Below are 23,366 nucleotides of genomic sequence, written 5' to 3'. Positions count from 1 at the left end.
CCGGCTTGCCGGCGATGGGCTGCGCAGCAGCCCCATTTCCTCATTACCTCCCCCTTCCGACAGCCAGAACACAAAGCCCGCCCTTCCACCGCACACCTGCAGCAATGCCCGTCTACACTCGACTTCATACCACTTGAATGTGAGGCCGCTATGCCGCTGATGCCGGCCATCCTGTTGCTGCTCCTGATTTTGTGGAACACAGCGGCCGGCGCCCTGACCCTGACAGACGAGGAGAAAGCCTGGTTGGCTGCCCACCCGCAGCTGAGCCTGGGTGTAGACGCCTCTTGGCCACCGTTCGAGTTTCGCGACCAGGAGGGCCGATACCAGGGATTGGCCGCCGATTACATCGCCACGATCCAGCAACGCCTGGGTGTGACGCTCAAACCGGTCGAACCCAGCAGCTGGACCGAGGTACTGGCGCAAGCCCGCGAAAGCCGCATCGACCTGCTGCCCGGCATCATGTCCACCCCCGAACGCCAAGGCTACCTGGCCTTCACCCGGCCGTACCTCGACTTCCCGATCGTCATCCTCGCCCACAAAGGCGGCGCACAGCCGCGCAACCTGGACGACCTGTACGGTCTGAAGATTGCCGTGGTCGAAAACTACGCCCCGCACGAACTGCTGCGCACCCACCACCCGGACCTCAACCTGGTGGCCCTGCCCAACGTCAGTTCCACCCTGCAGGCCCTGGCCACCGACGAAGTGGACGCGGTGGTCGGTGACCTCGCGTCAAGCATCTGGAGCCTGCGCCAGCTCAAGCTCGATGGCCTCTACGTCAGCGGTGAAACGCCCTACCGCTACCAGCTGGCCATGGCCGCCCCGCGCGACAAGAAGGTGCTGGTCGGCATTCTCGACAAAGTGATGGCCGACATGAGCAGCGCTGAAGTCAGCCAGATCCAGCAACGCTGGGTAGGCAATGTGGTCGACCAACGGATGTTCTGGTCGGACCTGCTGGTATACGGCCTGCCCGCGGTGCTGGTATTGATGGCCGTGCTGGCAGTGGTCATCCGCATCAACCGCCGGCTCAGTTCGGAAATTTCCCGGCGCATCGCCCTGGAACAGGAACTGCGCAGCAGCGAGTACCACTATCGCAGCCTGGTCGAGAGCCTGTCCGCCATCGCCTGGGAGGCCGACGCCAACGACTTCACCTACAGCTACGTCTCACCCCACGCCGAAGGCCTGCTCGGCTACCCATTGACCGACTGGCTCAAACCCGGCTTCTGGCGCAGCATCCTGCACCCGGAGGATGCCCTCTGGGCCCAGGCCTACTGCGACAGCGAAACCGCCGCCGGGCGCGACCACAGCCTCGACTACCGGGTAATCCGGGCCGATGGCCAGCCATTGTGGGTACGCAACATCGTCAGCATGATCGAGCATGGCCACCAGCCGGTGATGCGTGGCCTGATGATCGACATCAGCGAGACCAAGCGCACCGAGGACGCCCTGCGCCTGTCCGAGCAGAAGTTCGCCTCGGTGTTCCAGCAGTGCCCCGACATCCTGCTGATCGCCCGCCACAGCGACGGCTGCCTGCTGGAGGTGAACGAAGCCTTCGAAGAGCAGATCGGCCTCACCCCGGGCCAGGTAATCGGCCGCACCGCCACCGAGCTCAACCTGTGGGGCGTCGAAGGCACCGGCCCGCGGCTGCTCGAACGCCTGCACCAGGGCGGCATCCGCAACCTGGAAATGAGCTTCCGCCGTAGCAACGGCCAACTGTTCACCGGCCTGACCTCGGCCGAAACCTTCGAACTCGACGGCAACCTCGCGCTGGTGGTAGCGGTACGCGATATCAGCCAGCTCAAGGAAACCCAGGAGCAGCTGCAAACTTCGGAAGAGAAATTCGCCAAGGCCTTCCATGCCTCGCCCGATGGCCTGCTGCTGTCGCGCCAGAGCGACGGCTTGCTGCTTGAAGTGAACGAGGGCTTCTGCCGCCTCACCGGCTATGACCTCAGCCCGACGCTCGACCAGACCTCGCTGGACCTGGGCATCTGGGTCGACCTCAACGAGCGCAAGCGCCTGGTCGAACAGCTCAACCGCGACGGCTTCGTACGCGACTTCACGTGCCACCTGCGCCGCAGTGATGGGCAGATTCGCCTCTGCGAGCTCTCTGCACGGCCGCTGCCGATTGCCGGCGACGACTGCATGCTGACCATCGCCCGCGACATCACCGAGCGCCACCTGATGCAGGAAAAACTGCAGCTGGCCGCCACCGTGTTCGAGAACACCGCCGAAGGCGTGCTGATCACCGACATCGACCAGCGCATCAGTGCCGTCAACCGCGCCTTCAGCGAAATCACCGGCTACAGCGAGATCGAAGCCCTCGGCCAGACCCCGCGCCTGCTTGCCTCCGGCCAGCACGACAGTGCGTTCTATGTCGCCATGTGGCACCAGCTGACCGACGAAGGCCACTGGCAAGGCGAGATCTACAACAAGCGCAAGAACGGCGAGCTGTACCCCGGCTGGCTGACCATCAGCGCCGTGCGCAACAGAGAGCGCGAGATCACCCACTTCGTCGCCGTGTTCGCCGACATCTCCAGCCTAAAGCACGCCCAGGCCAAGCTCGACTACCAGGCCCACCACGACCCGCTGACCGGCCTGCCCAATCGTGCCCTGTTCGAGAACCGCCTGCAGGCCGCGCTCACCTGCTCGCAAGTGTCCAACCGCAAGGGCGCGGTGCTGTTCCTCGACCTCGACCGTTTCAAGCACATCAACGACAGCCTCGGCCACCCGGTCGGCGACCTGCTGCTCAAGGGCATCGCCCAACGCCTGAAGGAGCAGGTGCGTGATGTCGACACCGTGGCCCGCCTGGGCGGCGACGAGTTCATCATCCTGCTGCCCGGCTTGCACAAACCCAGTGACGCCAGCGCCATCGCCAACAAGCTGCTGGCCTGCTTCAACGCGCCGTTCCAGGCCGGCGAGCACGAGTTCTTCACCAGCGCCAGCATCGGCATCAGCCTTTATCCACAGGACGGCACAGACGTTGCCACACTGATTCGCAACGCCGACGCAGCCATGTACCGCTCCAAGGCCAAGGGCCGTAACCGCGTCGAAGCCTACACCCTCGACCTCACCGCCCAGGCCAGCGAACGCATCGCCCTGGAGCACGAACTGCGCCGCGCCATCGAGCGCAACGAACTGAGCCTGTGCTTCCAGCCCAAGCTCAGCCTCAAGACCCAGAGCCTGGTCGGCGCCGAAGCGCTGATCCGCTGGAGCCACCCGACCTTTGGTGAAGTGCCGCCAGAGCACTTCATCCACCTGGCGGAAGAGAACGGCACCATCCTCCAGATCGGCGACTGGGTACTGGAACAGGCCTGCCGGCAGATGCAGGCCTGGAAGATGCACTACGACCCCTTTGGCCCGCTGTCGATAAACCTCGCCGGCGCCCAACTGCGCCACCCCCACCTTGCCCGGCGCATCGAACAGTTGCTGAAGCACTACCAGCTCAAGGCCGGCGACCTGCAGCTGGAAATCACCGAAAACTTCATCATGAGCCAGGCAGAGGAAGCCCTGGCCGTGCTGTACCAGCTGAAGAAGCTGGGCGTGCAGCTGGCCATCGACGACTTCGGCACTGGTTATTCATCGCTGAGCTACCTCAAGCGCCTGCCGCTGGACATCCTCAAGATCGACAAATCCTTCATCCGCGGCCTGCCCGACGACCCCCACGACGCCGCCATCGCCCGCGCGATCATCGCCCTGGGCCGCAGCATGCAGCTGACCATCATTGCCGAGGGTGTGGAAAACCAGGCCCAGCAACGCTTCCTCGCGGCTGAAGGCTGTGAGCAGATCCAGGGCTACATCGTCAGCCTGCCCCTGCCCCCGGACGACTTCGCGGCGACGTTTCTTCGCATAGCACTATCGGATCTTTCAGATGGCACAGGTGCGAAACCCTCGTTATAATCCGGCCACTTACTGAGGGCCTATAGCTCAGTCGGTTAGAGCAGAGGACTCATAATCCTTTGGTCCACGGTTCGAGTCCGTGTGGGCCCACCAGATGCGAAAAAAGCCGCGCGATTGCGCGGCTTTTTTTGTCTGTGTTCAGGCGGTGAATCACGCTCGCTTCTTCGGGGCATGCCCGGCCGCCTCATTTGCGAAGCTTCCAGGCAGGTGATAGGGCACACGGCTCACTTCCATGTCAGCCATTCGAAGTGCTTCCCATCCCTTCATCGCCAAAGCGACCGTCCTCGGCACAGGTTTTTCTCCACTACGATAGTAAGCCAACATGCGCCTGCTCAAGCCCAATTCCCGAGCTGCGCGATCCAATGTCAGCTCATGCTTAGCCATCCAGTTCCAGATGAGCTCATGTGAACACTCCCCTGCCTGCTCCACCGCCCGTGCGCGCAGGTTGTCCGCAGCAAGTTCAAGACTGTCGTCATTGGCCCAGATGACTGTGTCTTGCCACTCACCAATCGCAGCCGTTGCAAATACCTTGGGATCCGCAAGCGGGCCCAGAGTCGCGTGCTTCTCAATGATTTCATCCAGCGCCACGGTGAATTGCTGCCCATCCGCAAAAGTCAGTAGCAAGGTGCAAGGGGCAGTGACGGCCACCTCTGTGAGTTGAAAATGTTTGTTGGTCATGGATTCAGCTCCTCCCACATTGCTAGTAGTCGAGCCCTGTTCCGCGATGCCCATTCAAGCGCCTCGCTCATTTCGCGCAAGGAAACCCGTGAACCACCGAAACCGGCCAGCGGGGACAGGTCATTGATCCCAATCAGTGCCTGACGGCCATCACTGAAACGCAGATGGAAATGCGGTGGTAGATGGTCGTTTGCATAGAGATAGATTACGCAATTGGATAATCGATGGATCGTGGGCATGAGCTCATCATATAGTGCAATGGTTGCACCAAACAATACCATCCGACCAATCTGTTCACAGCCCCAAAAATGTAACTCTTTTGGTTATTCCCCTCTCGACCGCGTCTCAGCCTGCCGCCGATTGCAGAAGGTCATACCCGCCGTAAAGTCCTGCGCGCCCAGCGACATCGCCCCGATCATCAGGTCGCCCCAGATTGGACCGCGTCAGCGTGGCCAGCTGTGACTGCCCTTGCTCTGGCCTGCACTGGCTGGCTAGGCTAGCGGGTCAACCGTAGAGACTCGCCATGTCGGATTCCCGCTCCATCACGCTGGATGAAATCGATCGCCAGCTGATCGCCCTGCTGCAGATAAACGCCCGCGAAAGCGTCGCCACCCTCGCCCGTCAGTTGGGCATCGCCCGCACCACCGTCAACTCGCGCCTGGAGCGGTTGGAGAAGAACAAGGTCATCTCCGGCTATGGCGTGCGCCTGGGCCAGCGGGTGATGGGTGGTGGGCTGCAGGCGTATGTGGGGATCAAGGTGCAGCCGCGCTCGGGCAAGGAGGTGGTGCGGCGCCTGAGTGCCATGGGCCAGGTGCAGCAGCTGTGCGCAGTGAGCGGGGAGTTCGACTATGTGGCCTGGCTGCGTACGGATTCGCCCGAGCAACTGGACCAGTTGCTCGACCAGATCGGCAGTGTCGACGGGGTGGAGAAGACCACCACGTCGATCATTCTCAGCAGTAAGGTGGACCGCGGGCAGCCGCTCTGAACCTGGCTGGCGGTCAGGCCTCCTGGCCGTCGAGCAGGCCTTCCAGAATCGCCGAAAGGCTTTCGGCGGAATGCTGCATCGACCAGACAATGTCACGGCTGCGCTCGGGGGCGTGATGCTGGGCGTAGTCGGTGGCGATCTGATTGAGGCCACGGGCTAGCAGGCAGGCGTGGACCAAGGCGTCTGCGGCATCGATGCCGGGGCGTATGGCGAATAATGGCGGGTGGCTGGATTCGCAGTTGCAGAAGGTTTTTTCTGCGGTGGGTTTCAGTTTTTCGGGTTGGTCGGGTAAGCGTTTGGTCATGGTATAGCCTCCAAATCACAAGGGTGATCGGCGGCCAATCGCATCCTTCTCACGGGAATTGGGTGGCAGCCATGCACGAGGTGAGAACCGGCGAACTTGGAGGCGCGTACCCGGCCAGGCAAAGCCTGCCCGCGCACAGCTGCCATAGCAGTGCGCCTCCAGAATGGTCCGCGGGTTCTCACGCCCGATCACCGAATTTCCGGCGACCCAGTGAGGTTAACGATGAAGCGATTCCCGCGATGCCAGACCGAGGCGGTAGAGGCCGTAGGGTAATTCCCTATTTCATGGCATGGGTGTAGGCAATGTCTGATCGACCGCATGGCAAGGGCAACACAGCCCCCTGTGGGAGCGGGTTTACCCGCGAATGCGTTGGTAGATTCACTGCAGCATTCGCGGGTAAACCCGCTCCCACATAGACCGGTTCCACTCTTGGATTAGTCAATCGCCTGCTTCGTCGTAATGCGCCTAAATAGTTCTATTTCGACGATACAAGCTACATTCAGACAACAATCTGCGCCTTAATAACGAACACGCCACTCCCTAAAATGGCCCCCAGGCATCTCCTATACTCAGGCTCCGCCCGCTGCGCAGCCTCTCTGGCAAGGTCACTTCATGAACAAGAAAAACCGCCACCCCGCCGATGGTAAAAAACCCGTCACCATCTTCGGCCCGGACTTCCCCTTCGCCTTCGACGACTGGCTGGAACACCCCGCAGGCCTCGGCAGCATCCCGGCCGAGCGCCATGGTGAGGAAGTGGCAATCGTGGGCGCCGGTATCGCCGGCCTGGTGGCGGCCTACGAGCTGATGAAGCTGGGCCTCAAGCCGGTGGTGTACGAAGCATCCAAGCTGGGTGGCCGGCTGCGCTCGCAAACCTTCAACGGCACCGACGGGATCATCGCCGAACTGGGTGGCATGCGCTTCCCGGTGTCGTCCACTGCCTTCTACCATTACGTGGACAAGCTGGGCCTGGAGACCAAACCGTTCCCCAACCCGCTGACCCCGGCCTCGGGCAGCACGGTGATCGACCTGGAAGGCCAAACCTACTACGCCGAAAAACCCACCGACCTGCCCAAGCTGTTCCACGAAGTGGCCGATGCCTGGGCCGACGCGCTGGAAAGCGGTGCCCGGTTCGCCGACATCCAGCAGGCCATCCGCGACCGTGACGTACCGCGCCTGAAAGAGCTGTGGAACAAGCTGGTACCGCTGTGGGACGACCGCACCTTCTACGACTTCGTCGCCACCTCGCGCTCGTTCGCCCAGCTGAGCTTCCAGCACCGCGAAGTGTTCGGCCAGGTCGGCTTCGGCACCGGCGGCTGGGACTCGGACTTCCCCAACTCGATGCTGGAAATCTTCCGCGTGGTGATGACCAACTGCGACGACCACCAGCACCTGGTAGTCGGCGGTGTGGAGCAGGTACCGCAAGGCATCTGGCGCCATGTACCGGAGCGCTGCGTGCATTGGCCGGAAGGCACCAGCCTGAGCGGGCTGCATGGCGGCGCACCGCGTACCGGGGTCAAGCGCATCGCCCGCGCCGCGGATGGCCGCCTGGCGGTCACCGACAACTGGGGCGACACCCGTCACTACAGTGCCGTGCTCGCCACCTGCCAGACCTGGCTGCTGACCACCCAGATCGACTGCGAGGAATCGCTGTTTTCGCAAAAGATGTGGATGGCCCTGGACCGCACCCGCTACATGCAGTCGTCGAAGACCTTCGTCATGGTCGACCGGCCGTTCTGGAAGGACAAGGACCCGGAAACCGGCCGCGACCTGATGAGCATGACCCTCACCGATCGCCTCACCCGTGGCACCTACCTGTTCGACAACGGTGACGACAAGCCGGGGGTGATCTGCCTGTCCTACTCGTGGATGAGCGATGCGCTGAAGATGCTGCCGCACCCGGTGGAAAAACGCGTGCAACTGGCCCTGGATGCACTGAAGAAGATTTACCCGAAGACCGACATTGCCGGGCACATCATCGGCGACCCGATCACCGTTTCCTGGGAAGCCGACCCGCACTTCCTCGGCGCCTTCAAGGGCGCGCTGCCTGGGCACTACCGCTACAACCAACGCATGTACGCGCACTTCATGCAGCAGGACATGCCTGCCGAGCAGCGCGGCATGTTCATCGCCGGTGATGATGTGTCGTGGACGCCGGCCTGGGTGGAAGGCGCGGTACAGACATCGCTGAATGCGGTGTGGGGTATCATGAATCACTTCGGTGGCCGCACCCACCCGGACAACCCCGGCCCAGGCGACGTGTTCGACGAAATCGGCCCGATCGCCCTGCCGGACTGAGACAAGGAGGCAGCATGCGCATCGCTCTGTTCCAGGGCGCACCCAAGCCACTGGACGTTCCCGGCAACCTGCAACGGTTGCGCCACCAGGCGCAACTGGCGGCCGAACGCGGCGCCAGTTTGCTGGTGTGCCCGGAGATGTTCCTGACCGGCTACAACATCGGCCTGGCCCAGGTCGCTCGCCTGGCCGAGGCCGATGATGGCCCGGCGGCCATGGAGGTGGTGGAGATCGCCCAGGCGCACCGCATCGCAATCGTCTATGGCTACCCGGAGCGTGGCGATGATGGCGCCATCTACAACAGTGTGCAGTTGATCGATGCGCACGGCCGCAGCCTGAGCAACTATCGCAAGACCCACCTGTTCGGCGAGCTGGACCGCTCGATGTTCAGCGCAGGTTCCGATCACTTCCCGGTGGTGGAGCTGGATGGCTGGAAGGTCGGCCTGCTGATCTGCTACGACATCGAGTTCCCGGAGAATGCCCGGCGCCTGGCGCTGGACGGTGCCGAGCTGATCCTGGTGCCGACGGCGAACATGTCGCCGTACGACTTCATCTGCCAGGTGACCGTGAGGGCGCGGGCGCAGGAGAACCAGTGCTACCTGGTGTATGCCAACTATTGCGGCTCGGAAGGCGAGATCCAGTATTGCGGGCAGAGCAGCATCATCGGCCCGGATGGCAGCCTGCTGGCCATGGCCGGGCGGGACGAGTGCCAGTTGCTGGCGGAGCTGGAGCATGAGCGGGTGGTGCAGGGGCGGGGGGCGTTTCCTTACCTGAGCGATCTGCGCCAGGAGCTGCATCTGGGTAAAGGCTGACAGGGGCCGCTGTGCGGCCCATTCGCGGGTAAACCCGCTCCCACAGGGTAAATCACAGGCCTGAAAGCTGTGCAGTGCCTGTGGGAGCGGGCGTGCCCGCGAAGAGGCCGGGCCTGCAAACAAATGGGTTAGCATGGACAGCAGTTACCGGAGCCCCCATGCCTGACGCCACCCGCCACCTCACCCTCGCCAACGGCCTGCAGTTGACCCTGCGCCACGCCCCGCGCCTGAAGCGCTCGGCCGCGGCCCTGCGGGTGCACGCGGGTAGCCACGACGCGCCGACCAGATGGCCCGGCCTGGCCCACTTTCTGGAGCACCTGTTCTTCCTCGGCACCTCGCGCTTCCCTCTGGACGACGGCTTGATGCGCTACGTGCAGGCCCTCGGCGGCCAGGTCAATGCCAGTACTCGCGAACGCACCACCGACTTCTTCTTCGAGGTCCCGCCCAGCGCCCTGGCCGGGGGGCTGGAGCGCCTGTGCCAGATGTTGGCCGAGCCAGACCTTTGCATCGAGCGCCAACGCCGCGAACGCGAAGTAATCCATGCCGAGTTCATTGCCTGGTCGCGCAGCCCTCAGGCCCAGCAGCAGTTCGCCTTGCTGCAATCGGCAGCGCCCGGCCATCCATTGGGCGCTTTTCATGCCGGTAACCGGCACACCCTGGCCTTGCAGGATCCTGCCTTCCAGCAAGCGCTCGGTGGCTTTCACCAGCGCTTCTACCAAGGCGGCCAGGTCACCCTGAGCCTGTGCGGCCCACAATCGCTGGATGAACTGGAATTGCTGGGCCGGCAGCATGCCAAGCTGTTCGCAACGGGTGAACGGGTGCCACAAGCTCTGCCACCGCCTTTATCGACGACCGACACGCACCTGATGTTCAGCCACGAAAACCTGCCGGCAGGTGCCGAGCAGGCCCTTGAGTTGCTGATCGCCTGCCTCGGCGATAGCCGCCCGGGCACCTGGCTGCATGCGCTTCGCCAGCGTGGTTGGCTGCAAGGCTTCAAGGCCGAGGCGCTGTATGCCTTCGCCGGGCAGTTGCTGTGGCACATTGACCTGAAGCTGAGCGAGGACGCCTGCCCAGAGGAAGTCGATGCCCTGTTGCAGGGCTGGTTCGGCTTCATCCGCCAGGCCGCCCCTGAGCAAATGAGCGCCGAGTTCGAGCTGCTGCAGCAAAGTCGCGAACGCAGTGCCAGTGCGCTTGAGCTGGCCCGCCGGGACAGCGCCGGCCAGCCGTTCAGCGGTTTGGACACACAAGGCTTGCAGGCACTTCGTGCCCTGCTGGAAGGCCTGCCGGGCCGCGCACATGGGCATTGGCAACTGCCCGCCGTCGACCCCTTGCTCCTGGCCGACTTGCCTGATGCCAGTCCGCACCCGCTGCCAGCGGCACTGAAAGTGAGCGACCAGCTGCCTGGCGCCCGTCAGTACGCGGCGCTGTACCTGCGCTGGCATGTCCCGTCCCCCTTGCGCCAGCGCCTGCATGCGCTGCTCGAACGCGCCTTGCACCCCCTGCAGGAGCGCTGCGAGCGCGTATCGGTGCAGCTGCAGTTCAGTACCGCTGGCGAATATTGGCAACTGCGCTGCGCCGGGCTGCCGGCAGCGGTATTGCGCACTGTGGAACAGGCCTTGGCACTGATGCTCAAGCCCCCGGCAGGCAGCTGGCTGCCCAGTTCGACGCAGCCTCCAGCACTGATCCCCATCCGGGCCCTGCTCAAGCAGCTGCCCGACGCCGTGTTGGGCGCCGCGCCTGCACCTGCGCCGGCCTGCCCCCTGGCCCAGACGCATCTCGACAGCCTGTGGCAGCAAGCACGCTGGCACGGCCTGGCTGCCGGCTTCGACGATGCCGCCCTGAACGCATTGGGCACCGCGCTTCAGCACTGCCCTGGCCAAGGCTCGGCGCCTGGCCCTCTGCCCGCCTGGGCCAACCACCGTTGGCAACATGCCGAAGTACCTGGCAGTGAGCATGCCCTGCTGCTGTTCTGCCCACTGCCGGCGGCCATGGAAGCCGCTGGCCGCCTGCTCGCCCAATTGCTGCAAGGGCCGGTTTACCAACGGCTGCGGGTAGAATTGCAACTCGGCTATGCGGTATTCAGTACCTTTCGTCAGGTCGAGGGGGTCGGCGGCCTGCTGTTCGGGGTCCAGTCGCCTCATGCCAGCCAGGTACAGATCCTCGACCACCTGCTCACCTTGCTGCGCCAGGGCGTCACCCTGGCCCCTGCCGCTGGTCAGGCCCTGGCCGGGCAATTCGATGAACCGGCGATGGGCAACGCCGAAGTCGCCGAATGGGCGTGGCAGACATTCCTGGCCACACAACCCGGCAAGCTGGATGCGTTGCGCAGGTCTATCCTGAAAACGCGGCAGACGGATCTGGACCAGCTGCTGAGCCACTTGCTCGATAAGGGCTCCACTTGGCTATGCCTTGCCAACGCTGCCGCACCAGATGCTTCCTGGCTGGGTTCAACCCCATGATTGTTACGAAAACCGCAACGGAGTTTTCGAATAATTAACCTTTCGGTACAAATTTTTCTTGTAAGATAGCGCAATCCCAGCCATGGGAACCTCCAGCCAATGGCGGTACCCAAGTAGTAGCTGACAAACCCACCCCCTCATCCGGAAGGAGTAATTCCATGTGGACCAAACCTGCATACACTGATCTGCGCATCGGCTTCGAAGTCACCATGTACTTCGCCAACCGCTAAGCCCGGCTTACGGTTCAACGCCTCGGCCTGCCGGGGCGTTTTCGTTTTTTCGCTACGGTTTCTGCAGAGAGAGTGGCCATGTACATCCAGGTTCTCGGTTCCGCCGCCGGCGGCGGGTTCCCACAGTGGAACTGCAACTGCGTCAACTGCAAGGGCTTGCGCGACGGCACCCTGCGGGCCACGCCACGCACCCAGTCGTCCATCGCCCTGTCCGACGACGGCGTGCACTGGGTGCTGTGCAATGCCTCACCCGACATTCGCGCCCAGCTCCAGGCCTTTGCGCCGATGCAGCCGGCCCGCGCCCTGCGCGACACCGGCATCAACGCCATCATCCTGCTGGACAGCCAGATCGACCACACCACCGGCCTGCTCAGCCTGCGCGAAGGTTGCCCGCACCAGGTGTGGTGCACCGACATGGTCCACCAGGACCTGACCACCGGCTTCCCGCTGTTCAACATGCTCAGCCACTGGAACGGCGGCCTGCAGTGGAACCGCATCGAGCTGGAAGGCAGCTTCGTCATCGACGCCTGCCCCAACCTGCGCTTTACCCCGTTCCCCCTGCGCAGCGCCGCGCCGCCCTACTCGCCGCACCGCTTCGACCCGCACCCGGGCGACAACCTTGGCCTGCTGGTCGAGGACACCCGCACCGGCGGCAAGCTGTTCTACGCCCCGGGCCTGGGCCAGGTGGACGACAAGCTGCTGACGATGATGCACGACGCCGACTGCCTGCTGGTCGACGGCACCCTGTGGGAAGATGATGAAATGCAGCGCCGTGGCGTGGGCACCCGTACCGGCCGCGAGATGGGCCACCTGGCGCAGAACGGCCCCGGCGGCATGCTGGAGGTGCTGGATGGCTTCCCGCGCCAGCGCAAGGTACTTATCCACATCAACAACACCAACCCGATTCTCGACGAAGACTCGCCCGAGCGTGCCGAAGTGCTGCGCCGGGGTGTGGAAGTGGCCTTTGATGGCATGAGTATCGAGTTGTAACAGCCAGATTGCACAAGCAACACAGGCCCTGTGGGAGCGGGTTCACCCGCGAAGAATCCCACACAGTGTATGGCACCGGCTTCGCCGGTGTTCGCGGGTAAACCCGCTCCCACAGGGATCGCGCCGAGACTCAGCTATACAGGAGCCAGCCGAATGAGCGACGCACTGCCAATGTCCCCTGCCGAATTCGAGCAGGCCCTGCGCGCCAAGGGCGCCTACTATCACATTCATCACCCGTACCACGTGGCGATGTATCAGGGTCGCGCCACCCGCGAACAGATCCAGGGCTGGGTGGCCAACCGCTTCTACTACCAGGTCAACATCCCGATGAAGGATGCCGCGATCCTGGCCAACTGCCCGGACCGCGAAGTACGCCGCGAGTGGATCCAGCGCCTGCTCGACCACGATGGCGCGCCCGGCGAGGACGGTGGTATCGAAGCCTGGCTGCGCCTGGGCCAGGCCGTGGGCCTGGACCCGGACCAGCTGCGCTCCCAGGAGCTGGTACTGCCCGGTGTGCGCTTTGCCGTGGACGCCTACGTCAACTTCGCCCGCCGGGCCAGTTGGCAGGAAGCAGCCAGCAGCTCGCTGACCGAGCTGTTCGCCCCGCAGATCCACCAGTCGCGCCTGGACAGCTGGCCGCAGCACTACCCGTGGATCGACCCGGCCGGCTACGAATACTTCCGCACCCGCCTGGGCCAGGCCCGGCGTGACGTGGAGCACGGCCTGGCGATTACCTTGCAGCACTACACCACCCGCGCGGGCCAGGAGCGTATGCTGGAGATACTGCAGTTCAAGCTGGATATTCTCTGGAGCATGCTCGACGCCATGAGCATGGCCTACGAGCTGAACCGCCCGCCCTATCACTCCGTCACCCAGGAACGGGTGTGGCACAAAGGGATCACCCTATGAGTTTCGACCGTAATCAAGTGCCAGCCTGGCGCCCCGGCTACCGCTTCCAGTACGAGCCGGCGCAAAAGGGCCATGTGCTGCTGTACCCCGAGGGCATGATCAAGCTCAACGACAGCGCGGCCCTGATCGGTGGCCTGATCGACGGCCAACGCGACGTTGCCGCGATCATCAGCGAACTCGAACAACAGTTCCCCGGTGTCCCGGAAGTGGCCGATGACATCGAGCAGTTCATGGAGGTGGCCCGTGCCGAACACTGGATCGTCCTCGCCTGAGTTACCGCCCACGCCCGCAGTCGGCCTGCCGCTGTGGCTGCTGGCCGAGCTGACCTACCGCTGCCCGCTGCAGTGCCCGTACTGCTCCAACCCGCTGGACTTCGCCGCCCAGGGCCAGGAGCTGAGCACCGCGCAGTGGTTCAAGGTGATGGCCGAAGCCCGGGAAATGGGTGCCGCGCAAATCGGCTTTTCCGGCGGAGAACCGCTGGTACGCCAAGACCTCGCCGAACTGATCGGCGAGGCCCGCCGGCTGGGCTACTACACCAACCTGATCACCTCGGGCATCGGCCTGACCGAGGCGCGCATCGCCGACTTCAAGAAGGCCGGCCTGGACCATATCCAGATCAGCTTCCAGGCCAGCGACGAGCAGGTCAACAACCTGCTGGCCGGCTCGAAGAAGGCCTTTGCGCAAAAGCTGGAAATGGCCCGTGCGGTAAAGGCCCATGGCTACCCGATGGTGCTCAACTTCGTCACCCACCGGCACAACATCGACAAGATCGACCGCATCATCGAACTGTGCATCGCCCTGGAAGCCGACTTCGTCGAGCTTGCCACCTGCCAGTTCTATGGCTGGGCCCACCTCAACCGGCTGGGCCTGCTGCCGACCCGCGCGCAGCTGGAACGGGCCGAACGCATCACCAACGAGTACCGGGACAAGCTCAAGGCCGAGGGCAACCCGTGCAAGCTGATCTTCGTCACTCCGGACTACTACGAGGAGCGCCCCAAGGCCTGCATGAATGGCTGGGGCAGCCTGTTCCTCACCATCACCCCGGACGGCACCGCCCTGCCCTGCCACGGCGCGCGCCAGCTGCCGGTGCAGTTCCCCAACGTGCGCGACCACGACCTGCACCACATCTGGTACGACTCGTTCGGCTTCAACCGCTTCCGCGGCTATGAGTGGATGCCCGAACCCTGCCGTTCCTGCGACGAGAAGGAAAAGGACTTCGGCGGCTGCCGCTGCCAGGCCTTCATGCTCACCGGCGATGCCAGCAACGCCGACCCGGTGTGCGCCAAGTCGGCCGACCACGGCATCATCCTCAAGGCCCGCGACGAGGCGGAAAGCGCCCAGCTCACCATTGAAGAGATGACCTTCCGCAATGAACGAAACTCCCGTGTCATCGTCCGCGGCTGAGTTCAGCGCGGCCCAGGCAGTTGCCGCCGGCACCGACTTCGCCGAACTCAAGGTCAGCGCCGCGGGGCTGTTCTGGAACGAGTTTCGCCCGGCCGATGGTGCCTGTCGCATCTGGCACTGGCAGCACCAGCAGGCCCGCTGCCTGACCCCCGATGGCTTCAGCGTGCGTAGCCGGGTGTACGAATACGGCGGTGGCAGTTTTTGCCTGGGTGGTGACGGGCTACTGTTCGTCAACGAAAAGGACCAGCAGGTCTATACCCAGGCCCTGGAAGGCGCGGTACCGCGTGCCCTGACCGATGATGCCAGCTGCCGCTATGGCGATGTGCAGTGGCACGACGGCCTGGTGCTGGCGGTCGAGGAGCAGCATGGCGAACAGGTCGAGCATCGCCTGGTCGCCCTGGGTGAACAAGCCCGCGAAGTGCTCGCCGAGGGTGCCGACTTCTATGCCTCGCCTACGGTGAGTACCGACAGCCAGCGCCTGGCGTGGGTCGAATGGGACCGCCCGGCACAACCCTGGACCGTCACCAGGCTGATGTGCCGCACACGTGATGCAAGTGGCCGCTGGGGGCCCGCGCAATGTGTGGCCGGCGCTGACGAATCGCTGCAGCAGCCGCGCTTCGATAGCGAAGGCCGACTCTACTGCCTGTCTGACCGCAATGGCTTCTGGCAACCCTGGGGCGAGGTCGATGGCTGCTGGCAGGCCCTGCCTGCCGAGCCCGCGGACCACGCTGCGGCACCCTGGCAACTGGGCGCCAGTACCTGGTTGGCGCTGGGGTCGCAAAGCTATCTGGCCAGCTGGTTCGAGGACGGCTTCGGGCAACTGGGGCTGCGTACTGCCGATGGCCGCCTGGAGCGTTTCGCCAGCGCCTACACGCGTTTTCGCAGCCTGGCCATGGATGCCGAACACCTGTATGCCATTGCCGCCTCGCCGATCAGCCCGCCGGCGGTCATCGCCATCGCCCGCAGCAACCACGAGGTCAGCGTATTGGCTGGTGGCGCCGAAGTGCTGCCGGCAAGGCATATCAGCCTGCCGCAGTCGATCCACTACGGCAGTGACGGCCACCGCGCCCATGGCTTCTTCTACCCGGCAGCCCGCTCGCAAGGGGCCGCGCCGCTGGTGGTGTTCATCCACGGCGGGCCGACTTCGGCCTGTTATCCCGTGCTCGACCCACGCATCCAGTATTGGACCCAACGCGGCTTCGCCGTCGCCGACCTGAACTACCGGGGCAGCACCGGCTATGGCCGTGAATACCGCCAGGCCTTGCATCTGCGCTGGGGCGAAAGCGATGTGGCCGATGCTTGCGCGGCAGTGGAATACCTGGCCGGACGTGGGCTGATCGACAGCCGCAAGGCGTTCATCCGCGGCGGTAGCGCGGGCGGCTACACCACACTGTGCGCCCTGGCATTCCATGATGTGTTCCGCGCCGGCGCCAGCCTGTACGGGGTCAGCGACCCGGTTGCCCTGGGCCGGGTCACCCACAAGTTCGAAGGGGACTATTTGGACTGGCTGATCGGCGACCCGCTGCAGGATGCCGAGCGCTATCGCCAGCGTACGCCGCTGCTGCATGCGGGGCAGATCAAGGTGCCGGTGATTTTCTTCCAGGGTGAGCTGGATGCGGTGGTGGTGCCGGAGCAGACGCGGTCGATGCTGGCAGCGTTGCAGGCTAACGGGATAGAGGCCGAAGGGCACTTCTATGCGGGGGAGCGTCATGGGTTCCGCAAGGCGGAGAACCTGGCGCATGCGCTGGAAGAAGAATGGAAATTCTATTGCCGGGTGTTGGGGGGCTGAGATTCTGGGGCCGCTTTGCGGCCCATCGCGACACAAGGCCGCTCCTACAGGGATCGGACAAGCCCGAATGTGGCGCTGTACCTGTAGGAGCGGCCTTGTGTCGCGATGGGCTGCAAAGCAGCCCCAAAAATCTCAGCGCTTGGCGATGATATACACCGCATGCACGATCCCCGGAATGTACCCCAGCAAGGTTAGCAAGATATTCAGCCAGAACGCCCCGCCAAACCCCACCTGCAGGAACACGCCCAGCGGTGGCAGGATGATGGCGATGATGATGCGAATAAAGTCCATGCGAGTCTCTCCTGAAGGGGTTACATCAGAGACTAGCCGCCCGCCACAGAGGTTCAACAGGCAAAAAAAAACGCCCCGGGCCGAATGAAACAGGCCAAGGGCGATGCGCAGGAACGCCAGACGGTTCGTAGAATTCTCGATGTCACCAGGCCGCTAGGCTGGCATTTCGCGGCGGGCCTGCTGCTGGGCGTGCAGGCGGGCAAAGGCACGGGCCAGACGCAGCAGCATTTCGTCGATGTTGCCCTTGCTCACGGTCAGCGCTGGCGAAAAACGCACCACATCCGCCTGCGGTGCGTTGAGCAACAGGCCTTCGTGCAAGGCAGCCACCACCAGCTCGCGGGCCAGGTTTTCTTTCATCTGCAGGGCCCACAGCAGGCCTTGCCCGCGCACTTCGCCCTGGCCATAGCGCCCGGCCAGCCGGCTCAGGCCTTCACGCAGGTGGCGGCCGCTGTCCTGCACGTGGGCGAAGAAGCCAGGCTCCAGCACGGTATCCAGCACGGCCAGGCCGGCTGCGCACATCAGTGCGTTGCCATGGTGGCTGCCTTCCAGTTCGCCAGGCTCGGCGCAGCACGCCGTGCCCCGGGCCAGCAAGGCCGCCAGCGGCACGCCACCGCCCAGGCCCTTGCCCAGGGTGATGATGTCGGCGCGCACGCCGTAGGTTTCCTCGGCCAGCAGCGCGCCACAGCGGCCGATGCCGGTCTGCACCTCGTCGAGGATCAGCAGGATGCCCAGTTCGCGGCACAGCGTTTCCACACCCTTGAGGTATTCCTGCGTGGCCGGGATGACACCTGCCTCGCCCTGGATCGGCTCGAGCATGATCGCCACGGTGCGCGAGTCCACCTCGGCGTGCAGCGCCGCCAGGTCGTTGAACGGCACCTTGCTGAAGCCCGGCAGGCCCGGCTCGCAGCGGTTGCATGGCAGCGGGTCGGACGCCGACAACGCGCCCAGGCTGCGGCCATGGCAGGCCTGGCTGGCGGTAATGATGTGATAGGCGCCGTTGCGGTGCAGTTGGCCCCACTTGCGCGCCAGCTTGATCGCACCTTCGCAGGCTTCGGCACCGCTGTTGAGCAGGTAGGCCTGGTCGCTGCCGGTGCTCTGGCACAGGCGGTTGACCAGCCCCAGCAGGCCACGGCTGTGGAAGCCCGAACCCGGGTTGATCAGCGCCTGGGCCTGGTTGCCCAGCGCCTTCACCAGCACACTGGGGCTGTGGCCCAGGCTGTTGACTGCACCACCTTGGGTGAAGTCCAGGTAGGCATGCCCTTCGTTGTCCCACAACCAGGAGCCCTGGCCACGCACGAACACCTGCGCTGCGCGTTCGGTGCTGGGCATCAGGCGCTCACGCGACAGCTGCGGCGCTTCCGGCACGATCACCGGCGCACGCTTGGGCTCGGCGACGGCGGCAGGGGCCGGGCGGCGCAGGTTGAACAGGTTCATCAGGGCTCCAACCAATCACGACAGGGGCGGCCACGGTGCGGTCTGGGTGCCGGCACTCGATATTTTGCCTTGCCTATCAAAAGTGTTTTTCATCCGGGGTAACAATCGATCGATTCATCGCTGTAACCCGTTGGAATACGGCGATAGACTAGGCCTCGCGAGGGTTTTCGACCATTTCGTTTTTCCAGCATTTTCGATAAGCATCACTTATGGATTTCCGCCAACTGCGTTATTTCGTCGCGGTGTATGAAGAAGGCCACGTGGGCCGCGCCGCCGAACGCCTGTCGCTGTCCCAGCCAGCGCTTTCCCAGCAGATCCGCCAGCTGGAGCACAGCCTCGACCTGAGCCTGTTCGAACGCAGCAACAAGCGGCTGCTGCCGACTCTGGCCGCCCACACCCTGTACAACCACGCCCTGCCGTTGCTCGACGGGCTGCAGCGAGCCCACGAGGCCATGCGCAACTTCAAGGGCCAGTCGCTGCGTACTTTGGCCATCGGCGTGCTGCAGACCGTGCGACCGAGCCTGGTGCCGCAGCTGCTCGAGCGCCTGCGCAGGGCACAGCCGCACCTTGTGGTGCAGATCTACGAATTGTCGGGGCTGGAGATCGAACGGCGCTTGCTCAATGGCAGCCTGGACATCGGTATCAGCTACCTGCCGCCACGCCAGCCGGGGCTGCATGGTCTGCTGCTGTACGAAGATGAGCTGCAACTGGTCATCCCCGCTACCCACCCGTTGAAGGACTTCAAGAAGGTGTCCATCCGCCAGGCCGCCGAGCTGCCCATGCTGATGCTGGGCGAGGAGTTCCAGATCCGCCAGATCTGGCAGGCGCAGCTGGCCAGCCAGGGGCGTCGGCCGCAGGTGCAGGCAGAGATGAACAACATGGCGGGGATTCTCGACAGCCTGGCCCATACCGCGCTGGCCACCATCCTGCCGGGGCGGGCCAAGGAGGCCGCGGAGGATGACCAGGGGCTGCTGTGGAAGCCGTTGAGCGAGCCGCGGGTACCGCTGAAGGTTGGCTTGGTGTTCCGCGATGCCCAGCGCCAGCAGGCCTCTGTGGAGCTGCTGCGCACGCTGCTGGAGGAAGAGACGGACGCCCGCCTGTTGGGCGCATCACCGCTGGATGTGCTGGGTTGAAAAACACGCGCACAAAGAAAACCCCGCCGAAGCGGGGTTTTCCAGACTGTTTCCCTGTGACATCCGTATCGCCCCGCCGTCCTGGCAGGTGGTCCTTCGTCGTCGTCCTTGATCTGTCCTTTGCGCTTCCTGCGCAACGTCCATGTGGTAAAGAATAGCCGTGGATCCAATCTGAGAACAGTGGTGAAAAGTCACCACGTTGTGTAGGAAAAAGCTTACACGACAGGGGCCGCTTGGCGGCCCATCGCGACACAAGGCCGCTCCTACAGGGGAACGCATAGCCATTCGAGCTTGCGCGGTACCTGTAGGAGCGGCCTTGTGTCGCGATGGGCTGCAAAGCAGCCCCCCAAAATCCCTCAGAACTGCTCGGCATCCAGCAGATACAACGACTCACTCCCCGCCTTCACCGAAGCCACCAGCGAATCCACCCGCGGCAGCAACCGCGCAAAGTAGAACCGCGCCGTACCCAGCTTGCCCGCATAGAACGCTTCATCCCCCTCACCCGCCTGCGCCGCCCGCGCCATCAATGCCCACATGTAGGCATAGGCGACGTAACCAAAGGCATGCAGGTACTCGACCGAAGCCGCGCCAATCTCGTTCGGGTTGCCCTTGGCCTGTTCCAGCACCCACTCGGTCAGCCCGTCGAGTTGATCGAGACCGGCAGCCAACGGCTTGGCGAATTCATCCAGCTCGCTACCCGCGCTGGCAATGAACTGGCGAATCTCGTCGGAGAACAGCCGGTAGTACGCCCCACCACTGGCCACCACCTTGCGCCCCATCAGGTCGAGGGCCTGGATGCCGTTGGTGCCTTCGTAGATCTGCGTGATACGCACATCGCGCACCAGTTGCTCCTGCCCCCATTCGCGAATGTAGCCATGCCCGCCGAACACCTGCTGGCCGTGCACCGCGCACTCCAGGCCCAGGTCGGTTAGGAAAGCCTTGGCCACCGGCGTCAGCAGTGCCACCAGCTCTTCGCTGCGCTTGCGCACGGCGGGGTCTTCGCTGTACTTGGCACTGTCCAGCTGCATGGCCACGTAGCTGGAGAAGGCACGGCCACCCTCGATCAGCGCCTTCATGGTCAGCAGCATGCGGCGCACGTCCGGGTGGACAATGATCGGGTCAGCGGCCTTGTCCTTGGCTTGTGGCCCGGTCGGGGCGCGGCTTTGCAGGCGGTCGCGGGCGTACTCCACGGCATTCTGGTAGGAGCGCTCGGCCGAAGCCAGGCCCTGGATACCAACACCCAGGCGCTCGTAGTTCATCATGGTGAACATGGCCGCCAGGCCCTTGTTCGGCTCACCGACGAGATAGCCGACCGCTTCGTCGAAGTTCATCACGCAAGTGGCCGAGGCCTGGATGCCCATCTTGTGCTCGATCGAGCCACAGGTGGCCGGGTTGCGCGCCCCCAGGCTGCCGTCTTCATTGACCAGGAACTTCGGCACCAGGAACAGCGAAATGCCTTTCGGCCCCGCCGGTGCGTCCGGCAGCTTGGCCAGCACCAGGTGGATGATGTTCTCGGTCAGGTCGTGCTCGCCGCCGGTGATGAAGATCTTGGTGCCGCTGACCTTGTAGCTGCCGTCGGCCTGGGGCTCGGCCTTGGTGCGGATGATGCCCAGGTCGGTACCGGCATGCGGCTCGGTCAGGCACATGGAACCGGCCCACACGCCGGCGTACATGTTCGGCAGGTACTTTTCCTTCAGCGCTTCACTGGCGTGGGCATTGATCGACAGGCAGGCGCCGGCAGTCAGCATCGGGTACAGGCCGAAGGACAGGCTGGAGGCGTTGACCATTTCCTCGACCTGGGCCGAGATGACCTTGGGCATGCCCATGCCGCCGAACAGCGGGTCGCCGCCCACGCCCACCCAACCGCCTTCGGCGTAGGTGTTGTAGGCCTCGATGAAACCGGCTGGGGTACTTACCGCGCCGTTTTCCCAGTGACAGCCCTCTTCGTCGGCGGCACGGCTGAGCGGTGCGATGGACTTGGCAGTGACCTTGCCGGCTTCTTCCAGCACCGCCATGGCCGTGTCGGCATCGACAACCTCGGCCAGCCCGGGCAACTGCGCCCACTGCTCGGCCACGTTGAAGACTTCATTCAGTACGAAGCGCATGTCGCGCAGGGGCGCTTTATATTCAGCCATGACAACCTCTCGCTAGTCGGTTCGGGGCGGTCTCGGGGAACCGCGACACTGGGTTGCAGGCAGTGTAACCGAACAACTTTTACGAGACATAGGGTCATCACTAGACCGTACAGTCTATTTCGGTCACGCCGTGCGTACTGCCCCTCGCTGCGATTGTTGCCCATGCACCATGACACAATTGCGCCCCGCGCCCTTGGCGCTGTACAGCGCCTGGTCGGCGGATTTCAGCACGGCTTCGGGGTTACGATGATCGGCCTGGCGCTCGGCCACGCCGATGCTGATGGTGACCGACACCGTGCCGCCACTGCTGCCCGCCCGCCGTTGGCGCCCGGTGGTATCGTCCTGCGGGCGGTTGTGCTGGTCGCGCAGGTGCATCACGTAATTGGCGATCACTTCGCGCACGGCCTCCACGTGCGGCACGCATTCCTCCGCGGTCTTGCCAGCAAACACCAGGGCGAATTCCTCGCCGCCATAGCGGTAGGCGCGGCCACCCCCGGTGACCTTGGACAGGCGGCTGGCGACCAGGCGCAACACCTGGTCGCCGACGTCGTGGCCGTGGGTGTCGTTGAATTTCTTGAAGTGGTCGACATCGGTCATGGCGATCACATAGTTGCGCCCCAGGCGCTGCATGCGCTCGTTCAGCGCACGGCGCCCCGGCAGGCCGGTCAGCTCGTCGCGGAAGGCCATCTGGTAGGCCTCGTGCGCCACCGCTGCGGCGATCATCAGCATCACCTGGCTGCACATGATGTTCAGGGTGAACGGCAGGATGAAGGTTTGCGGCAGCATCCAGAAGATGCCCAGCAGGCCCATCACCTGCGCAGCGTGTAGCGGCCGTGGCGCACGCAGGTATTGCACCACCAGCAGGATGAATACGCCGAGGAACAGCGGGTAGACCATCTGGATCAGGCTCATCCACTGGCCATGCAAGGTTGGCCAGCGAATTTCGGCCAACCAGGTCAGCAGCGCTTCGGGGTAGCTTTGCTCCAGGGCCACTGCCACGCTACCCACGGCAAACAGCACGGCGCCACGGGCGACCAGGTCCTGCAGCAGGTGTGTGCGCTCCTGCCAGGCACCATACAGCCCGAACAGGGTGGGCAGCAGCAGGCACACCAGGTGGAAGATCACCGCCGCGTCCTCGCGCACGCGGCCATGGTCACGGTAGAAGTCGGTCTGGGTGTCGAGCAGGTAGTAGGCGATGTACACCGTGAGCATCAGGAACAGCTCGCGCTGGCGACGGTACACCGCACAGTAGGCTCCGCCCAGCAGCAGGACCAAGGTGGGCAGGACGTTGAACAGCGATGTGAAAAAGACACTGAGGTCTCTCACATAGGCCGCGGCGAGGCCTGCCAGCAAAAGAATCAGCGAAGGCAGGAAGTGGCTCGCGCGAACAGCGTTAAAACGAAACAAGGGTAATCTCCAACCCGGCAGATCAATGGTGGCATTGTGCCCTTACTTCATCGGCAGTGCACATGAACAGTTGAATATGCGGATGGAATGAGCAGGAAATTCCGGCGTGCACGCGATCATTGTGGGAGCAACTGTCTTGCTCAATTTCTAAAATCTAGCGCGTCACCTGTGGGAGCGGGCTTGTCCCGCGAACACGGGCGAAGCCCGTGCCATCCAGCGC

Annotated in this window: 19 protein-coding genes and 1 tRNA gene; 13 read left to right on the top strand and 7 right to left on the bottom strand. The window is 64.0% G+C overall.

The genetic code is table 11. The features are described from left to right. The first annotated feature begins 150 nt into the window (after positions 1-150). Together CAG46_RS25400 and CAG46_RS25395 are read left to right on the top strand one after the other, a co-directional pair. Positions 151-3,894 (top strand): EAL domain-containing protein, encoded by a 3,744-nt coding sequence (locus CAG46_RS25400; protein ID WP_085618933.1) that lies wholly within the window; start codon positions 151-153, stop codon positions 3,892-3,894. A 16-nt stretch (positions 3,895-3,910) separates the two neighbouring features. Then, positions 3,911-3,987, top strand: a tRNA-Ile gene (locus tag CAG46_RS25395). A 57-nt stretch (positions 3,988-4,044) separates the two neighbouring features. Here the strand turns inward: CAG46_RS25395 and CAG46_RS25390 are convergent. Further along, positions 4,045-4,572: a DUF2442 domain-containing protein gene (locus CAG46_RS25390; protein WP_170978807.1), complete on the bottom strand. Its 528-nt coding sequence runs from the start codon at positions 4,570-4,572 to the stop codon at positions 4,045-4,047. Then, on the bottom strand, positions 4,569-4,811 hold the full coding sequence (locus tag CAG46_RS25385; protein WP_075046929.1) for a DUF4160 domain-containing protein: 243 nt from the start codon (positions 4,809-4,811) through the stop codon (positions 4,569-4,571). Before CAG46_RS25385 ends, CAG46_RS25390 begins: the two co-directional genes overlap by 4 nt. A 284-nt stretch (positions 4,812-5,095) precedes the next feature. Here CAG46_RS25385 and CAG46_RS25380 point away from each other — a divergent pair, with 284 nt between their 5' ends. Next, positions 5,096-5,557: an Lrp/AsnC family transcriptional regulator gene (locus CAG46_RS25380; RefSeq protein WP_015268712.1), complete on the top strand. Its 462-nt coding sequence runs from the start codon at positions 5,096-5,098 to the stop codon at positions 5,555-5,557. 13 nt (positions 5,558-5,570) lie between these two features. Here CAG46_RS25380 and CAG46_RS25375 read toward each other — a convergent pair whose 3' ends face one another. Continuing rightward, complete coding sequence (locus CAG46_RS25375) at positions 5,571-5,861, bottom strand: hypothetical protein (RefSeq protein ID WP_025337447.1); 291 nt, start codon at positions 5,859-5,861, stop codon at positions 5,571-5,573. Between the two features lie 612 nt (positions 5,862-6,473). Here CAG46_RS25375 and CAG46_RS25370 point away from each other — a divergent pair. From CAG46_RS25370 to CAG46_RS25325, 9 genes are all read left to right on the top strand, one after another. Then, on the top strand, positions 6,474-8,156 hold the full coding sequence (locus tag CAG46_RS25370; protein ID WP_013970572.1) for an NAD(P)/FAD-dependent oxidoreductase: 1,683 nt from the start codon (positions 6,474-6,476) through the stop codon (positions 8,154-8,156). A gap of 14 nt (positions 8,157-8,170) precedes the next feature. Further along, a complete protein-coding gene (locus CAG46_RS25365) occupies positions 8,171-8,965 on the top strand; it encodes a carbon-nitrogen hydrolase family protein (RefSeq protein WP_085618929.1) in 795 nt (264 codons plus the stop codon). Positions 8,966-9,123: 158 nt separating this feature from the next. Continuing rightward, complete coding sequence (pqqF, locus tag CAG46_RS25360) at positions 9,124-11,424, top strand: pyrroloquinoline quinone biosynthesis protein PqqF (RefSeq protein ID WP_085618927.1); 2,301 nt, start codon at positions 9,124-9,126, stop codon at positions 11,422-11,424. A 158-nt stretch (positions 11,425-11,582) separates the two neighbouring features. Next, positions 11,583-11,654, top strand: coding sequence for a pyrroloquinoline quinone precursor peptide PqqA (gene pqqA, locus CAG46_RS25355; RefSeq protein ID WP_003243383.1), 72 nt, complete (start codon positions 11,583-11,585; stop codon positions 11,652-11,654). Between the two features lie 78 nt (positions 11,655-11,732). After that, positions 11,733-12,644 carry a pyrroloquinoline quinone biosynthesis protein PqqB gene (pqqB, locus tag CAG46_RS25350; protein WP_075044397.1) on the top strand — a complete coding sequence of 304 codons (912 nt, stop codon included), beginning with the start codon at positions 11,733-11,735 and terminating at the stop codon, positions 12,642-12,644. A gap of 153 nt (positions 12,645-12,797) precedes the next feature. After that, entirely contained in the window at positions 12,798-13,553 is a 756-nt protein-coding gene (gene pqqC / locus CAG46_RS25340) for a pyrroloquinoline-quinone synthase PqqC (RefSeq protein WP_003255592.1), read from the top strand. Next, positions 13,550-13,825: a pyrroloquinoline quinone biosynthesis peptide chaperone PqqD gene (pqqD, locus tag CAG46_RS25335; RefSeq protein ID WP_004375207.1), complete on the top strand. Its 276-nt coding sequence runs from the start codon at positions 13,550-13,552 to the stop codon at positions 13,823-13,825. Before pqqC ends, pqqD begins: the two co-directional genes overlap by 4 nt. Then, positions 13,797-14,957, top strand: coding sequence for a pyrroloquinoline quinone biosynthesis protein PqqE (gene pqqE / locus CAG46_RS25330; protein WP_085618925.1), 1,161 nt, complete (start codon positions 13,797-13,799; stop codon positions 14,955-14,957). The genes pqqD and pqqE overlap by 29 nt, the downstream gene beginning before the upstream one ends. Further along, positions 14,923-16,746 (top strand): S9 family peptidase, encoded by a 1,824-nt coding sequence (locus CAG46_RS25325; RefSeq protein WP_085618923.1) that lies wholly within the window; start codon positions 14,923-14,925, stop codon positions 16,744-16,746. The genes pqqE and CAG46_RS25325 overlap by 35 nt, the downstream gene beginning before the upstream one ends. Before the next feature lie 132 nt (positions 16,747-16,878). On the opposite strand, the gene CAG46_RS25320 is transcribed toward CAG46_RS25325, so the two are convergent. Together CAG46_RS25320 and CAG46_RS25315 are read right to left on the bottom strand one after the other, a co-directional pair. Next, positions 16,879-17,037, bottom strand: a complete 159-nt coding sequence (locus tag CAG46_RS25320; protein WP_009681539.1) for a YqaE/Pmp3 family membrane protein — start codon at positions 17,035-17,037, stop codon at positions 16,879-16,881. A gap of 153 nt (positions 17,038-17,190) precedes the next feature. After that, entirely contained in the window at positions 17,191-18,471 is a 1,281-nt protein-coding gene (locus CAG46_RS25315) for an aspartate aminotransferase family protein (protein WP_085618921.1), read from the bottom strand. A 209-nt stretch (positions 18,472-18,680) separates the two neighbouring features. Between CAG46_RS25315 and CAG46_RS25310 the strand changes: the two genes are divergently transcribed. Beyond that, positions 18,681-19,604, top strand: a complete 924-nt coding sequence (locus tag CAG46_RS25310) for a LysR family transcriptional regulator (protein WP_004375209.1) — start codon at positions 18,681-18,683, stop codon at positions 19,602-19,604. A 356-nt stretch (positions 19,605-19,960) separates the two neighbouring features. Here CAG46_RS25310 and CAG46_RS25305 read toward each other — a convergent pair whose 3' ends face one another. Further along, positions 19,961-21,739 (bottom strand): acyl-CoA dehydrogenase C-terminal domain-containing protein, encoded by a 1,779-nt coding sequence (locus CAG46_RS25305; protein ID WP_085618919.1) that lies wholly within the window; start codon positions 21,737-21,739, stop codon positions 19,961-19,963. Between the two features lie 123 nt (positions 21,740-21,862). Next, on the bottom strand, positions 21,863-23,146 hold the full coding sequence (locus tag CAG46_RS25300; protein ID WP_025337436.1) for a diguanylate cyclase: 1,284 nt from the start codon (positions 23,144-23,146) through the stop codon (positions 21,863-21,865). Positions 23,147-23,366: the final 220 nt, after the last annotated feature.

The organism is Pseudomonas sp. B23(2017) (assembly GCF_002113725.1).
GTDB lineage: Bacteria > Pseudomonadota > Gammaproteobacteria > Pseudomonadales > Pseudomonadaceae > Aquipseudomonas > Aquipseudomonas putida_Z.
The sequence above is the reverse complement of the archived record's forward strand: the minus strand, read 5'-3'. Positions and strand labels throughout refer to the sequence as shown.